Here is a 15,504-nt window from a genome sequence, read left to right as displayed (position 1 = left end):
CGCCGGCGCCGGCGATCACCACCTTGAAGCCCGCCGCCTTGGCGCCCGTCGCGAACTGAACCAGCCGATGCGGCGTGCGGTGCGCGCTGACGACGCTGGCCTTCCAGCCGACGCCCAGCTGGTCCAGCCGATCGGCCGCCAGTTTCATGGTGGGCCAGTCGGAGCGGCTGCCCATGATGATCGCCACCGGGGTTTCGGAAGTCGCCATGCGTTCGGGCCCCTCTCGGAAAGGCGCCCGTTACAGCACACGCGTTGCGCCCGCAACCAACGGCGTTAGCATCGCACCGTCGCGCGACCGGCTGAGTCGCGCTCCGGGGAGCCTTTCGCGCCGTGACCGACGTGGCCGATATCGACCTGACCGCCGAGATCGAGCGCCTTCGCGCCGAGGTCGAGACCCTGCGCCTGCGCGCCGAGGCGGCCGAGGCGGCGGCCGATCACGACGTGCTGACGCCGGCCCTGAACCGACGCGGCTTCGTGTCCGTGATGCAGCGAACCATCGCCTATTGCCGTCGCCACGACGTGCCGGCGACGCTGCTCTATCTCGATCTTGATGGCTTCAAGGGCGTCAACGACCGGCTGGGCCATGCGGCCGGCGACGCCGCCCTGGTCAAGGTCGCCGAGCTGATGCTGGCGAACCTGCGCGAATCGGATGCGGTCGGGCGTCTGGGCGGCGACGAGTTCGCCCTGCTGATGCTGAACGCGGGGCTGGACGAAGGCCGCGCCAAGGCCCGACAACTGGCGGAAACCCTGGAGGCCGAACCCTTCGCCTGGGAGGGCCAGACCGCGCCGCTGGGCGGATCGTTCGGCGTGCGCGCCTGGGACGGCCATGCCGATCCCGAGGTCTGGCTGGCCGAGGCCGACGCCGCGATGTGGGTGCGAAAGAAGGGGCGCTGAGGCCCCTTCCCCGTCGGTCTTCCTAGAGCGGCAGCCGAAGCTGGACGCCGCCCATGTGGCTGTCGGCGTGGTCGCCGAAGCGGCCGCGATAGCCGACCGTCACGCGGACGGGGCCGACCTCGCCCTCCAGCCCGGCCGAGGCCAGGACCTGGGCGCCGAACGGATCCTCGATCTCGCGCTCCAGGACCTGGGCCGGGTTGTTGTGGATGCCGATCCGCAGCGGGTCCGAGCTGTCGTCCAGCGCGTCGCGGTAGCCCCCTTCGGCGAACAGGGCGAAACCGCCCAGATCGGCCTCGGCGCGCAGGGCGACCTCGCCGCTCAGCGCCTTCAGGTCGCGGTCCTGATATTCGTACTGGGCCGCGACGCCCTGTTCGAAATAGCCGTCGACCTGGCTGGACGTCCACGACAGGGCGGCGCGGGGCGAGAGGGCGAAGCCGCCCATGTCGAACCAGGTTCCGGCCTGAAGTCGCGCGCCGGTGCTGACCGCGGTCGTTTCGGCGGTGTGGACGATCGGCGCCAGGCTGGTGACCCGCTTCATGTCGTCGATGTTGTCGCGCGCCACGCCGACCACGCCGTTGACGAAGACGCCCGACGGCGCACGCCAGCCCGCGTAAAGGTCCAGGCCGAAGCTCTCGACCTCGAACGTCAGCATCTGGCTCTCGACATCGCTGACCCGCGCGGTCCCGGCCAGACCGAACCGCATCGTTTCGGACGGGCCGGCCTCCAGCGCGATGCGCCCGCCCCAGCCGTCGGACGACGCATCGCCCACGACGCCGCGCGCATCGTAGTCGGCGCTGTCGACCATGGCCGAGCCGGTCAGGGACACGCCCCGCGTCCAGGCCTGACGGCCGGAGAAGGCCTCGCTGGCGGCGTCAAGCGCGTCCTCGCGATGCCGGAACGCCGTCTCGCCCGCCAGCGTCGCCTGGGCGCCGGTGTCGGCGTAATAGAGATAGTCCGTCGCCAGGCGGGCGATGATCTGGTGACCCGTCGCCGTCGGGTGGACGCCGTCGAAATAGAAGTAGCTGGAGGGGTTGGCGCACACAGTCACCCCGTTGAAGCAGGCGTCGGTCACGTTGGTGACGCCGAACTGCTGCGGATTGGCGGCGATTGTGTCGCCGACCTTGAACAGGTCCAGCAGGATGATGTTGCTGCCCGGCCGCGCCGCGGCCGTGGCGGTCAGCTTGGTCAGGAGGCCGCCGTTGAAGGTTCCGACCGTCGCGTCCGCAAGGCCTGCCGCCGGAGAGTTTCTGAACTGCGGCGTCAAGCTCAGCTTGGGCAGGTTGCTGACCAGGATGGTCCCCGCCCCGGCGCCGGCCACGCTGTTGACCAGAGCGTTGACGTTGGTGGAGGCGGCGTTGGCGACCGCGTTCATCGCCGCGAGCGGCGCCGAGGAGGTCGCCGCCGAGGGCAGGGCCTGGAAGATGTCGTTGGCGCCGCCCAGCACCGTGATCAGGTCGCCCTGGCCGAACTGGCCGCCGCGCCCGGTATAGGCGCCCAGTTGCGCCAGCATGCCCGGCGGCGGCGTGGTCGACGCATCGGTGCGCGAGCCGCCGAAGGCGTAGTTGATGCTGCCGGTAACCGGCCCCATAAAGTTGGCGGCGTTGAAGCCCAGCAATTCGGTCCACACCGGGCCGCTGGAGAACCGGCCCTGATAGTAGGGCGGCGACAGCGGAGTCGTGCCTCCGGTCGCAAGATACAGATTGCCGTTGTCGCTCAGGCTGTCGCCGAAAACGACAAGGCGATCATAGGATTGCGCCGAGGCCGCGCCGGCGAAGGCGCAGGCGGCGAGCGCAAGGGCGGCGACGGCGCCGCCGGTGACGAAACGTGGCATTGAATCCTCCCACGGCCGTCATGAACGCGGCCGTTGAGGCTCACTGTGCGCCTGTTCGCGCCAAGCGCAAGATGCCCTTGCGTCAGCATTCGGATCAATTCGGCGCCGGCCGGCTACAGCGTCGCGCCTCACCCCGCCCAGTTGGGCGGCCGCTTTTCCAGGAAGGCGGCGACGCCTTCACGGCCTTCGTCCGAGACGCGGGCGCGGGCGATGCGGCGGGCGGTGTCGTCGATCAGGCCCGTGTCGATCTTGTGGTGGGCGAGATCATGGACCAGACGCTTGGCGTCGCCCATGGCGCCCGGCGCATTGGCCGACAGACTGTCGGACAGCATCTCGATGAATTGATCGATCGAACCTTCCGGCAACACCATATCGATCAGGCCGGCGTGGGCGGCGTAGTCGGCGTCGAAGATGTTGCCGGTCAGGAACAGCTGGCGGGCGCGGCGCGCGCCGACCGCCTCGATGACATAGGGGGCGATGGTCGCCGGGATCAGGCCCAGCTTGACCTCGGAAAAGGCGAAGCGCGCGCCGGCCACGGCCACGGCCATGTCGCAGGCGGCGACGATCCCAGCGCCGCCGCCCATGGCCGACCCTTCGACCACGGCCACGGTCAGGGCGGGCACGTCGTGCAGGGCCTTCAGCATCCGGGCCAGGCCCTGGGCGTCCGTGCGATTGTCGGCCTCGGACCAGCCGGCGGCGTCGCGCATCCAATTCAGATCGGCGCCCGCGCTGAAGGTACCGCCCGCGCCGCGGATGAAGACGACGCGCACGCGGTCGGCGCCGTGCAGCGTCTCGAACGCCTCGTGCAGGGCGGCGATGGTCGCGGCGTCGAAGGCGTTCTTCTTGTGCGGCCGGTTGATGGTGACGAAGACCACGCCGTCGGCGGTGGCGTCGATCTGGACCAGGTCGTCGTTAGCGTCGGGCGCCGGGTCGGCGACCAGCGGATGGGCGATGCGGTTGATCTCGGCCTCTTCGGCGTCGGTGACGTCCAGGGCTTCCAGATCGGCTTCGGTCGGCTTGCGGTCGGTCATGTGGGGCTCCTTGGCCGAAGAACGTTCGGAAGGGATGTAGCGCTCCCGGTCGCCGTTGGGAAAGCGCTTGTCGCCGGATAGGTGACGAAGGCGGCGCGAGCCCCTACCTAAGACACATGACCGTTCACGCCTCCCCGCCGCCCATCCTCGAAACCGCCGGTGTCGATCCCGACGAGGCCCTGTCGATCCTGAAGGGCGCGCTGAACGGCGCCGACGACGGTGAGCTGTTCCTGGAACGGTCCGAGAGCGAGAGCCTGGTGTTCGACGACGGCCGGCTGAAGTCCGCCGCCTACGACGCCAGCGAGGGTTTCGGCCTGCGCGTGGTGGCGGGCGAGACCGCTGGTTACGCCCACGCCAACGAGATTTCCGCCGCCGCCTTGCGCCGCGCGGCCGACAGCGCCGCCCTGGCCAAGCAGGGCCACGCGGGTGTCGTGGCCGATGCCCCGCGCGCCACCAATCAGAAGCTTTACGGCGAAGTCGACCCCCTCGCCTCGCCCGCCTTTTCCGACAAGATCGCCTTGCTGGCCGAGATCGACGCCTGGGCCCGCGCCCGCGATCCGCGCGTGGTCCAGGTGTCGGCCTCGCTGGTCGGAGAGCGGCGGGCCATCGAGATCCTGCGCGCCGACGATCGGGCTGTGCGCGACATCCGCCCGCTGGTGCGGCTGAACGTGTCGGTCACCGTCGAGCAGGACGGCCGACGCGAAAGCGCCTCTTCCGGAGCCGGCGGCCGGGCCGGGTTCGAAACCTGGGTCGCCCCGGAACGCTGGCAGGCCCAGGTGGACGAGGCGCTTCGCCAGGCGCTGGTGAACCTGGAGGCGGTCGATTGCCCGGCCGGAGAGATGGACGTGGTGCTGGGCGCCGGCTGGCCCGGCGTGCTGCTGCACGAGGCGATCGGCCACGGCTTCGAGGGCGACTTCCACCGCAAGGGCTCGTCGGTCTTCAACGGCATGATGGGCAAGCGCGTCGCCGCTCCGGGCGTTACGGTGGTCGACGACGGTTCCATCGCCGGGCGGCGCGGGTCGCTGTCGGTCGACGACGAGGGCACCCCGACGCAGCGCAACGTGCTGATCGAGGACGGCATCATGGTCGGCCTGATGCACGACCGGTTGTCGGCGCGGCAGATGGGTGTACAGGCCACCGGAAACGGGCGTCGCCAGTCCTTCGCCCATATGCCCATGCCGCGCATGACCAACACCTTCATGGAGGGGGGGCGGGATTCCAAGGCCGACATGATCGCCAACACCAAGCGCGGCCTCTACGCCGCCAACTTCTCGGGCGGCCAAGTGGACATCACCAACGGCAAGTTCGTCTTTCAGTGCAACGAGGCCTATTTGATCGAGGACGGAGTGATCACCGCTCCGGTGCGCGGCGCCACCCTGATCGGCGACGGCGCCACGGCCCTGACGCGGATCGAAATGGTCGGCGACGACTTCGCCTTCGACCCGGGCGTGGGCGTCTGCGGCAAGGCGGGCCAGGGCGTACCGGTCGGCATCGGTCAGCCCAGCCTGAAGATCGGCGGCCTGACCGTCGGCGGCACGGCTGTTTGAACCATAGCGGAACCGTATCGGACAGTGACGTGTTTCCCCGCCACACCGGAGAGGAGACCCCCAATGTCCACCGAACGTACTGTTGAGCATCCCGATGGCCGCGTCGAGCGCATCACCGAGAGCACGGCCGCGCCCACCGTTGTCGAACGTCGCGGCGGCGGCGGCATGGGCGCCATCGTGGCCCTGGTCATCGGCCTGCTGGCCGTGCTCGTGATCGGCTATTTCCTGATGAACATGAGCCGGAACGACGCCGTGGAATCCAACGCCATCGCCGGCGCGGCCGAGAGCGTCGGCGGCGCGGCCGACAACATCGGCGAAGCGGCCCGGGATGCAGTTCCCGAACGCGCCAACTGATCCTGGTTCGATGGCGTCGCGCCCTGATCGGCTGAACGTCTGGCTGGCCAGTCCCCGCCTGCGGTGGGGGCTGGGCGGCTTGGCGATCGTGGCGATCGGCGCGGCGACCGTCGCGATGACGGCCCGCCCGCGACCGGCGACGGCGGAGATAGACGACGCCCTGATCCAGATTCGCCTGGTGGCGCCGACCGAGCCCGAGGTCGAACCTGGCGAGATCATGGACGTCGGCCGTCTGCGCGACGATTTCGACCGGGCCGTGCTGATCCGCGCCGAAGCCGCCCGGCGCGCGGAAAGGGCGGCCGCTGCGGCCGCTCTGGCCTATCACGACGAAGATTATGGCGACGACTATGTGGACGACCGTGACGCGCCGCCGGTTCGCATGATCCGGTCCGACGGTTGGGGGCCGGTGGTGACCCTGCCCGCCCCGCCCCGGCGCCCCGTCGAGCGGGAGCCGGCCTTCGTCGGATCCCCTACGGCCTATGGGTTCGACGCGCCTCGGCCCGACTACGCCGCCGAACGGCGCGCCCGGCGCGAAGCCTGGGAAGCCAGAGCGGCCCAAGACACCGCCGAACGGCGTGTTCGCGCCTACGCCGACACGCGCTACTGAACCGCGGACGACTGGTCCTCGCGCCAGGCCGGGCCACGCACGTCAAAGCCGGCGGACTGCAGACGATCCAGCACGCCGTCCTCTTCGGCCAGAAGCCGGAGCGGCGCGACCGCCAGCGTCACGCCGGGCTCCGCCAGGGTCGCCTGGACCGCCGTGATCCAGCGTTGCCGCAACGCAGGTCCGATTTCCGGGTCGCCGGTCGGCCAGCAGCGGTCGAACGCCTGGTCCAGCGGGTTGGCGAGCACGGCCGTGACCCGCAATCGGCTCCAGTCGTCCAGGCGGCGTGCGGCGCCGTCCGGCCCGGCCTCGGCCGCGCGCGACGCAGCATCCAGACACGGCAGATAAGTCTCTGGCGGCGCTTGGAGCAGGTTGTCGATCATTTCATCCCCCCGCACGAAGCCCACCGACTGACCCGGCACATCGGCCCGGCGCGCTGTCTCGCGCACCACGCGTTCCACCGCCCGCTCTCGCCGAGGGGCGCCGGCCGTCTTCAGCAGATCGAAGCTTTGGGCCGTGGGCGTTTCCGTGCGCCATCCTTGCGAGCGCTCGCCGGCGTGCAGCTGCTCCAGCCGCGCCATCAGTTCAGGCGAGGCGTAGTCGGCGATGGTGGTGTCCTTGGGCAGACGGGCCACGGTGCGGATGCGCCAGATCACCCGCATCACGTCGGCCAGGGAGGCCCGGCCCTCAATCGGATAGAGGATACGCTCGGCTCGCGCGGTTGCAGCCTCCAGCGCCTCGGGCCGCCAGGCGTAGTCGCGCGGCACACCGGATATGGCGCCGACCAGGATGACCGAGCCGGTCGCGGTCTCGACCGTCCACATCGGCAGGCCCGCCCGCCGCGCCACGACCACGATCTCGTCGACGGTGGCGATGGCCTCCTGCGACGGCGTGGCGGTTTGCGCCCAGGCGGAGCCGCCGCCCAGCAGAACGACGACCAGACTCAGACAGGCGATCATCGACATCATCGCATCCTCCGAAACATTACAGATCGTATAGACTTGCTTCATAGAGTATTGGCACGTGAAATCCCTGTAATGATGGAGCCGATTTAATCCACCTTTCCGCCTTGTAACTGGAGATGAACGGCGCGGGTCGCCACACCTTCCCCACCAAATCCGAGGGGAAGACCAATGACAAAGACCGCCCTGATGGCCACCACCGCCCTGCTGTTCGCCAGCTCCGCGGCTTGGGCCGGCGACGAGCCGCAGGTGGCCGAGGCGCCCGTGCCCACCGGGGCCACCAGCCAGGCGCCTCTGGCCGACGCCGCCCAACGCGGGGTGTTGGTGTTCACGCCCGACTTCTTCGCCGCCCAGAGCCCCAACACCGCCCTGGACATGGTCAACCGCGTCCCGGGATTCTCGGTCGACGACGGTTCGGGCGCCCGCGGGTTCGAGGGCGCGGTCGGCAATGTGCTGATCAACAACGCCCGCCCGGCCTCCAAGAACGACACCGGCTCGAACGTCCTGGCCCGCACCCTGGCGCGGCAGGTGGAACGGATCGAGCTGATCCGAGGCGGCGCGCCAGGCATCGACATGCAGGGCTATTCCGTCGTGGTGAACGTCATCCTGAAGTCCGAGAGCAGCCGCCAGTCGATCCTGACCTGGAACACGACCCAGTTCGAAGGGGCCGGCACGGACCTGTACGGCGGCAGCTATCAGTTCACTGCCCGCGACGGCGAACGGAGTTGGGGCGTGACCCTGTCCGACGGGATCAGCATGAGCGATTCCAACGGCGCCGGGCGGCTGATCCGCCGAGATGCGGCCGGCAACGTGCTGCGGGACGAGGCCACGATCAACGACGGCTATGGCGGCGGAAATTCGATCCGCGGCACCTACGCCGGCCCGCTGGCGGGCGGCAAGGTGGACCTGACCGCACGCTACGGGATCAACGACTGGCACGGCTACGACATCACCCAGTCGCCCGTCGCGCACCGCGAGAGCCGCGATGACGAAGACGGCAAGAGCGGCGAATTCGGCGTCACCTGGGAACGGCCGCTGAACGAACGCTTCAAGCTGGAAACCCGGCTGATGCACGAGTTCGGCAGCTGGGACGGGTTGTCGACCTATGACGTTGTCGACAACGGCGTGACCGCGCCGCAGCAAGCCTTCGCCTATTCCGGCGACAGTTCCGAGACCATCCTGCGCGCCTTGGTCCGACATGAGCGGTCGCCCAAGGTCACGATCGAGACGGGCGGCGAGGTCGCCTATAATATGCGCCAGACCGACCAGGCCTTCACCGTCGGCGGAACCAACATTCCCCTGCCCAGCGCTTCGGTCAAGGTCGAGGAAACGCGCGGCGAGCTGTTCTCCAAGGGCACCTGGCGGCTGCATCCGGACCTGACGCTGGAGGGCGGGCTGCGGCTGGAGGCTTCGACCATCAGCCAATCGGGCGACGCCGATCAGGAGAAGAGCTTCTTCTTCGCCAAGCCGCGCTTCCAGGCGACCTGGACGCCGATGCCCGACAACCAGCTGCGCTTCCGCTTCGAGCGCGAAGTGGGACAGCTGGATTTCTCCGACTTCGCCGCATCCGCCGAATTGCAGGACGAGAGCGTGTTCGGCGGCAACGTGGACCTGGAGCCCGAGCAGCGCTGGATCAGCGAACTGACCTACGAACGCCGCTTCTGGGGCGAAGGCGTCGTCTCTATCGGCTATCGCCACGACGAGATCATCGACGCCATCGACGTGATCCCGCTGGGCGACGATCTGTCGGCGGTAGGCAACATCGGCGACGGCGCCCTGGACCAGTTGTCGCTGAACGTGGTGGTTCCGCTGGACAAGATCGGCTTCACCGGCGGCCAGTTCACCTTCAAGAACGACTGGAACAAGACCCGCGTGACCGACCCCACCACAGGCGAGGAACGCGCCATCTCGGGCCAACGGGCGACCCAGGCCAACATCGGCGTCCAGCAGGACATCGCCAGTTGGAAGCTGCAGTGGGGCGTCAACTGGCTGCCCTATCTGGGCCAGCCCAACTACCAGCCGGATCAGGTCTCGCGCTGGCGCGGTTCGGACTATTTCGAGATGTTCGCCGAATACAAGCCAAGCTCGACCCTGGCGATCCGGGCCCAGTTGAATCTCTGGGACGACTTCACGCAGCGCCGCACGGTTTTCGCCGATCGCCAGACGCGCGAGGTCCTGTTCGTCGAAGACCGCGAGATCGACCCCCGCACCTTCTTCTCCCTGCGGGTCCGCAAGACCTTCTGACGCCGAGGGTCATCAAAAACGTAAAGCCCCGGCGGATCGCTCCGCCGGGGCTTTCTGTCAGCTCTGGGCCGGTCAGTGGACGCCGGCCATGCCCTTCTTGAGCAGGGGCGAGATCAGCAGCAGGAAGACGCCGACGCCGACGCCCACCCAGCCGATCGTGCCGAAGATGGAGCCATAGGTCTGCAGCGCCAGCGCGGGACTGGTCACCACGCCCGCCACCGTGTCGGTCGCCGTCGCCTGGGCGATGATGCCCGCCACGATGTGAGCGACAGAGCTGGACAGGAACCAGACGCCCATCATCAGGCCGACCACGCGCGCCACCGACAGCTTGGTGATCATCGACAGACCCACGGGCGACAGGCAGAGCTCGCCGATCGTGTGGAAGAAGTAGGTCAGGAACAGGAACATCAGCGGCACGCGGAAGGCGTCGTTGGCCATGTTCGACGCCGCCCAGGTCAGCACCAGGAAGCCGAAGCCCACCAGCACCAGGCCGAACGAGAACTTCACCGGGGTCGAGGGTTCGAGGTTGCGCTTGCCCAACCAGACCCAAAGCGCCGCCATGATGGGCCCGCCGATGATGATGATGCCCGGATTGAACATCTGCGTGTAGCCCGCATTGAACCAGGCCGGCATCTGCGTCGATTGGTCGGCGAACAGGGTCAGCGACGAGCCGGCCTGTTCGAACAGCGCCCAGAACAGCACCGAGAAGAAGATCAGCACCTCGGCCACCAGCATCCGGCTGCGTTCCGCGCCCTTGAGGCGGAACAGGGTGTAGCCGACGACGGCGGCGAAGATGACGCCGGCGATCCAGGGCAGGCCCGTCTCGATGATCTCGTGACGCTGCATCAGCATCCAGGTCGGGATGACGGCGATCAGGCCGGCGATCCAGAAAAACGGCTCCAGCGGCACGCCCAGGATGGACCGTCCCTTGAGCGGCACGGGCGGCGCCCCCCGGCCTTCTAGCCAGGACTGGCCGAAGATGAAGGTCAGCAGCCCGAACAGCATGCCGATCCCCGCCAGGCCGAAGCCATAGGCCCAGCCATAGGTGAAGCCGAGGTATGAACAGGCGGCCGTGGCCAGGAACGAGCCCAGGTTGATGCCGACGTAGAAGATGGTGAAGCCGCCGTCGCGACGGGGATCGTTCTCGTCGTACAGGGCGCCCACCACGGTCGAGATGTTGGCCTTCAGGAAGCCGACGCCGACGATGATCAGGGACAGGGCCAGGAACAGGACGGGCTCGCCCATCTGGGTGTCGCGAGTGGTCTCCAGCGTGTACGCGCCCGTCGCGGTGAAGGCCGGGAAGCCAGCGGCGGCGGCGGCCTGAGGCGCAGCCTGGGTGGCGGGATCCAGCGCCCCGGTCGGAGGCGAGCCCAGCGCCTCGCCGACAGCGACCGCGCCGGCGTCGGCCGCATTGGCCGCCGACGGTTCGGTCCCGACGGTGGAAACGCCTTCCGGCGTGATGGCGATCTGGACCCGCTCGTCGCCGTTGACGGCGAACATCTGGCGGTTCTGGTCGCGGCCTTCGACCTGAATCTCGTAGGTGGTGTCGCCGATGGTCAGGCGTTCGCGGCCGCCGGTTCCCTCGAATGCCATGGTGAAGTGGCCCACGACCAGCAGGACCGCGCCGATGATGACCGCCTTGCGAGAGCCCAGATACTTGTCGGCGATCATGCCGCCGATGACCGGCATCAGATAGACCAGGGCGGCGTAGGCGGCGTAGATCCCTTGCGCCTCGGCGGGGCCGAACAGGAAGTGCTGGGTCAGATACAGGACCAGCAACGCTCGCATACCGTAGTAGGAAAACCGCTCCCACATCTCGGTGAAGAACAGGATCACCAGCCCCCGCGGGTGCCCCAGGAAAGTCTTGCGAGGCGCGAGCGCCCCCCCATCCGTCGCTGTCAACGGCTCACTCCCAACTGCCGCGCCATGACCCGGCGCGCGAAAGGCGCATAAGCAGCACGGTCGGCCCGCCCGGACAAGGCTTAAGGCTATCGCCGCGTTAACTTGTCCCGGCCTCGGCGGGCTGGCCCGCGCCGTGCTTGGCAGTCGGGCGACTGGTGCGGAATGTGCCGGCGTGGGACGAGGAGAGGGCGATGGCCGTGCGGCCGATGCAGCCGTCGGATTATGAGGGGGTGAACCGCCTCTATCGCTCGGTCGGCTGGCCTGAACGGTCGCTGGCGGGTTGGCGCTGGCTGGAGGCCAACCCCGCACGGCTGGAAACGGCCGCCCCGGTCGGCTGGGTCATCGCCGACGAGGCCGACGCCCCCGCAGCTGTCGTCGGCAATCTCGTGCAGCGCTTTCACGCCGGCGAGCGCCGGCTGATCGGCGCGACGGGCTTTTCGATCGTGGTGCCGCCGTCGCGCGCCGGGGTCAGCCGGTCGCTGATCCGCGCTGTGATGAAGCAGCCGGGCCTGTTCGCCGTCTACACCTTCAACGCCAATCCCAAGGCCGCGCCGCTTTACAAGTTGTTCGGCCTGCGCCCCTTCCCCGACCACACCCACGCCTTGAAGCTGTCCTGGCGGGTCGACTGGACGGCCAGCCTGGGCGGACGTCTGCTTCGCGCCCTCTACGCCCGCACGCCGGCGGAACAGGCGCACCGGATCGGCGAACGCCTGCTGAACCGCCGACTGGACGCCGACCGACCGCTGCGTCTGCCGGAGGGAATGCAGAGGCTGCGCGACGTGTCGGACCGCTCGCCCTACGCCACTTATTGGACCGCGCTAAAGACGACGACGCCGCTACTGGCCGATCGGTCGCCGGAGATCATGCGCTGGCGGATGTCGGATCCCGATCAGGCGCGCCCGCGCCTGCTGCTGGCGGTCGTCCGCGACGGCGCGATCCAGGCCACGGCGATGGCGATGATCGCCAAGACCAGCATCCTGGAGCCGCCCTGCCTGGACATCATCGACCTGACCGCCCTGCCGGGTCCGAAGGCGGATCATGACGTTCAGAGCCTGGTGCGGACGCTGATCGCCAACGCACGGGCAATGGGTGCGGCCAAGGTTCGGTTGCCGATGGTGTCCCCGATCCTGCTGGCCCAGTTGGGACCGCTGGCGAAGCGCGCCCGCAAGGAGGGCGGTTGGGGTCACTGCCATGCCCGCATCACGGACGACGCCCTGGCCGCGCTGTGGGCGCCGACGCCGTTCGACGGCGACTTCTCGGTGTGCTCGCGGCCGGCGCCCGTTCGGTCCGTCCACGCCGCTCGGCGACGCTCCACTCCGGTGGGCCAGGCGATGAAGGCCTGACGCCTCAGGGGTTGGAGCGGGCCTTCAGTTCGTCACGGATTTCGGTGAGCAGGGCCTCGGTCGGGGTCGGGGCGGCCGGCGCCGGATCGGGCTGGGCCGCCTGCTGACGACGCAGGCTGTTGATGCCCTTGACCACCAGGAAGACCACCCAGGCCACGATCAGGAACTGGATGACGGTGTTCAAGAAGGCGCCGTACTGGATGGCCACCTTCTCGACCGCCTCGGTCGCCGGGTTCTCGGGCCGCAGCACCCATTCCAGCTTCGAGAAGTCGATGCCGCCCGTGATCAGGCCGATGGGCGGCATCACCACCTGATCGACCAGGCTCTTGACGATGCCGTTGAAGGCCGCGCCGATGATGACGCCGACGGCCAGATCGACGACATTGCCCTTGACGGCGAACTCGCGGAACTCGGAAATCAGGCTCATGGAATATCCCTAGGATTCAGGCGTCGCCGGACGCGTTCAGACGTTCGCGCAGTTCCTTGCCGCTCTTGAAGAAGGGTACGGCCTTGGCGGGGACGTCGACGGTCTCGCCGGTGCGCGGATTGCGCCCCTGACGCGCCGGACGCGACCGGACGGAAAAGGCGCCGAAGCCGCGCAGTTCGACCCGGCCGCCCTCCGACAGGGCGTCGGTCATCTTGCCGAGAATGACATTGACCAGTCGCTCCACCTCCGCATGGGTCAGGTGGGTGTTCTCGGCCGCCAGTTTCTCGATCATCTCCGACTTGATCATGAAAGCCCCTGCCCTGATCCTTCCGATGAGACGTCCCTCGAGGGTCGGCTCACCCTAACCCCCGAACGACATTGCACAAAGCCCCTTTGCGCGTCTTCGTTCGCCGGCACCATGTCGGTTGCCGAACACAGGCGCAAGGGGCAGGCCGCCGCCGATGCGCCGGGGACGAAAAAAAGGGCGGCGGGATCACCCCGCCGCCCGATCTTCCTGCTTCCATCGCGGAGCGCGAAGCGCCCCGCGATTCGAGAAGCCTTACTCCTTGGAGCCGGCGTTCTTCAGCGCGGCGCCCAGGATGTCGCCCAGCGAAGCGCCCGAGTCGGACGAGCCGAACTGTTCGATGGCTTCCTGTTCGTCCTTCATTTCCAGCGCCTTGATCGACACCGAGACGCGGCGCGAGGCCTTGTCGACGGCGGTGATCATGGCGTCGACGCGGTCGCCGACCGAGAAGCGTTCCGGACGCTGCTCGTTGCGGTCGCGCGACAGGTCCGACTTGCGGATGAAGGCCGTCACGGGCGCATCGTCTTCACCGAACTTGACCTCGATGCCGCCGGTCTCGATCGACGAGACGGTGACCGTGATCTGCTGGCCGCGACGATAGGTGTCGCCCTCGCCGATCGGGTCGCCGCCCAGCTGCTTGATGCCCAGCGAGACGCGTTCCTTTTCGACGTCGACGTCCAGGACCTTGGCCTTGACCATCTCGCCCTTGCGGTAGCGCTGGATGGCTTCTTCACCCGACACCGACCAATCGAGGTCGGACAGGTGCACCATGCCGTCGATGTCGTTGTCCAGGCCGATGAACAGGCCGAACTCGGTGGCGTTCTTGACCTCGCCCTCGACGGTCGAGCCGATCGGGTGGTTGGCGACGAAGGCGTCCCACGGATTGTCCTGAGCCTGCTTCAGGCCCAACGAGATGCGGCGCTTCGAAGCGTCGACGTCCAGCACGACCACGTCCACTTCCTGCGAGGTGGAGACGATCTTGCCGGGGTGGACGTTCTTCTTGGTCCAGGACATTTCCGAGACGTGCACCAGGCCCTCGACACCGGCTTCCAGCTCCACGAAGGCGCCGTAGTCGGTGATGTTGGTGATGCGACCCGTGTACTTGGCGCCGACCGGGTACTTGGCTTCCACGCCGTCCCAGGGGTCCGACTGCAGTTGCTTCATGCCCAGGCTGATGCGCTGGGTGTCCGGGTTGATCTTGACGATCTGCACCTTGACGGTGTCGCCGACCGCCAGGACCTGCGACGGGTGCGACACGCGCTTCCACGACATGTCGGTGACGTGCAGCAGGCCGTCGATGCCGCCCAGGTCGACGAACGCGCCGTAGTCGGTGATGTTCTTGACCACGCCTTCGCGGACTTCACCCTCTTGCAGCTGGCCGACCAGCTCGGTGCGCTGTTCGGCGCGGGCTTCTTCCAGGATGGCGCGACGCGAGACGACGATGTTGCCGCGCGGACGGTCCATCTTCAGGATGGCGAAGGGCTGTTCCTTGCCCATCAGCGGGCCGACGTCGCGGACCGGACGGATGTCGACCTGCGAGCCCGGCAGGAAGGCCGAGGCGCCGCCCAGGTCGACGGTGAAGCCCCCCTTGACGCGACCGACGATGGCGCCGTTGACCGGCTGGCCTTCGGCGAACACGGCTTCCAGACGGGTCCAGGCTTCCTCGCGGCGAGCCTTGTCGCGGCTGATGACGGCTTCGCCCAGAGCGTTCTCGACGCGCTCCAGATAGACTTCGACGTTGTCGCCGACCTTCGGCAGCTTGGCGTCTTCGCCTTGGCCGAACTCGCGCATGGCGATGCGGCCTTCGGTCTTCAGGCCGACATCGATGATCACGATGTCTTTTTCGATGCCGACGACGCGGCCGTGAACGACCTGGCCTTCGCCGAAGTCGCGGCCTTGCAGCTGTTCGTCGAGCAGGGCGGCGAAATCGTCGCGGGTGGGGGTGAGAGTGTCAGTCATGGAGCCGAGAAGCGTCCTGTAAGGGCTAGGGCGCGCGACCATGCGGTCCCGCGCGGGATGGATTGAAAGGATAGTCAGGTCGTCGGATGCGAGACCGGTCGG

The 15,504-nt window shown here is 68.2% G+C and carries 14 protein-coding genes; 6 read left to right on the top strand and 8 right to left on the bottom strand.

The window, feature by feature from the left end; all coding sequences use genetic code 11:
- Positions 1-208: AIR carboxylase family protein (locus B2U11_RS09435; protein WP_292071342.1), on the bottom strand; the 208-nt coding region annotated here is incomplete at its 3' end.
- A 122-nt stretch (positions 209-330) separates the two neighbouring features.
- Between B2U11_RS09435 and B2U11_RS09430 the strand changes: the two genes are divergently transcribed.
- On the top strand, positions 331-894 hold the full coding sequence (locus B2U11_RS09430; RefSeq protein ID WP_292071341.1) for a GGDEF domain-containing protein: 564 nt from the start codon (positions 331-333) through the stop codon (positions 892-894).
- 22 nt (positions 895-916) lie between these two features.
- On the opposite strand, the gene B2U11_RS09425 is transcribed toward B2U11_RS09430, so the two are convergent.
- Together B2U11_RS09425 and B2U11_RS09420 are read right to left on the bottom strand one after the other, a co-directional pair.
- Positions 917-2,725 (bottom strand): autotransporter domain-containing protein, encoded by a 1,809-nt coding sequence (locus B2U11_RS09425; protein WP_292071340.1) that lies wholly within the window; start codon positions 2,723-2,725, stop codon positions 917-919.
- Between the two features lie 128 nt (positions 2,726-2,853).
- Positions 2,854-3,756 carry an enoyl-CoA hydratase-related protein gene (locus B2U11_RS09420; protein WP_292071339.1) on the bottom strand — a complete coding sequence of 301 codons (903 nt, stop codon included), beginning with the start codon at positions 3,754-3,756 and terminating at the stop codon, positions 2,854-2,856.
- A 116-nt stretch (positions 3,757-3,872) separates the two neighbouring features.
- On the opposite strand from B2U11_RS09420, the gene tldD reads away from it, so the two are divergent.
- The 3 genes from tldD (at position 3,873) to B2U11_RS09405 (ending at position 6,264) form a co-directional block, all read left to right on the top strand.
- Entirely contained in the window at positions 3,873-5,303 is a 1,431-nt protein-coding gene (gene tldD, locus B2U11_RS09415; protein WP_292071338.1) for a metalloprotease TldD, read from the top strand.
- A gap of 63 nt (positions 5,304-5,366) precedes the next feature.
- Positions 5,367-5,657, top strand: a complete 291-nt coding sequence (locus B2U11_RS09410; RefSeq protein ID WP_292071337.1) for a hypothetical protein — start codon at positions 5,367-5,369, stop codon at positions 5,655-5,657.
- 10 nt (positions 5,658-5,667) lie between these two features.
- Positions 5,668-6,264: a hypothetical protein gene (locus tag B2U11_RS09405; protein ID WP_292071336.1), complete on the top strand. Its 597-nt coding sequence runs from the start codon at positions 5,668-5,670 to the stop codon at positions 6,262-6,264.
- Here B2U11_RS09405 and B2U11_RS09400 read toward each other — a convergent pair.
- A complete protein-coding gene (locus tag B2U11_RS09400; protein WP_292071335.1) occupies positions 6,258-7,229 on the bottom strand; it encodes a TraB/GumN family protein in 972 nt (323 codons plus the stop codon). The genes B2U11_RS09405 and B2U11_RS09400 overlap by 7 nt on opposite strands.
- 165 nt (positions 7,230-7,394) lie before the next feature.
- Between B2U11_RS09400 and B2U11_RS09395 the strand changes: the two genes are divergently transcribed.
- Positions 7,395-9,467: a TonB-dependent receptor plug domain-containing protein gene (locus tag B2U11_RS09395; protein ID WP_292071334.1), complete on the top strand. Its 2,073-nt coding sequence runs from the start codon at positions 7,395-7,397 to the stop codon at positions 9,465-9,467.
- Between the two features lie 72 nt (positions 9,468-9,539).
- On the opposite strand, the gene B2U11_RS09390 is transcribed toward B2U11_RS09395, so the two are convergent.
- Positions 9,540-11,369: a peptide MFS transporter gene (locus B2U11_RS09390; RefSeq protein WP_292071333.1), complete on the bottom strand. Its 1,830-nt coding sequence runs from the start codon at positions 11,367-11,369 to the stop codon at positions 9,540-9,542.
- A 191-nt stretch (positions 11,370-11,560) separates the two neighbouring features.
- Here B2U11_RS09390 and B2U11_RS09385 point away from each other — a divergent pair, with 191 nt between their 5' ends.
- On the top strand, positions 11,561-12,712 hold the full coding sequence (locus tag B2U11_RS09385; protein WP_292071332.1) for an N-acetyltransferase: 1,152 nt from the start codon (positions 11,561-11,563) through the stop codon (positions 12,710-12,712).
- A 4-nt stretch (positions 12,713-12,716) separates the two neighbouring features.
- Here the strand turns inward: B2U11_RS09385 and mscL are convergent, their stop codons facing one another.
- The 3 genes from mscL to rpsA form a co-directional block, all read right to left on the bottom strand.
- Positions 12,717-13,139 carry a large-conductance mechanosensitive channel protein MscL gene (gene mscL / locus B2U11_RS09380; protein WP_292071331.1) on the bottom strand — a complete coding sequence of 141 codons (423 nt, stop codon included), beginning with the start codon at positions 13,137-13,139 and terminating at the stop codon, positions 12,717-12,719.
- A 16-nt stretch (positions 13,140-13,155) separates the two neighbouring features.
- Entirely contained in the window at positions 13,156-13,446 is a 291-nt protein-coding gene (locus B2U11_RS09375; protein WP_249750952.1) for an integration host factor subunit beta, read from the bottom strand.
- A 252-nt stretch (positions 13,447-13,698) separates the two neighbouring features.
- A complete protein-coding gene (rpsA, locus tag B2U11_RS09370; protein ID WP_249750953.1) occupies positions 13,699-15,402 on the bottom strand; it encodes a 30S ribosomal protein S1 in 1,704 nt (567 codons plus the stop codon).
- Between the last annotated feature and the right edge of the window lie 102 nt (positions 15,403-15,504).

This window comes from Brevundimonas sp. UBA7534 (genome assembly GCF_002479325.1).
In the GTDB taxonomy this organism is placed as follows: Bacteria; Pseudomonadota; Alphaproteobacteria; order Caulobacterales; family Caulobacteraceae; genus Brevundimonas.
Note: the sequence above shows the minus strand (reverse complement) of the source record. Positions and strands in the feature narration are given on the sequence as shown.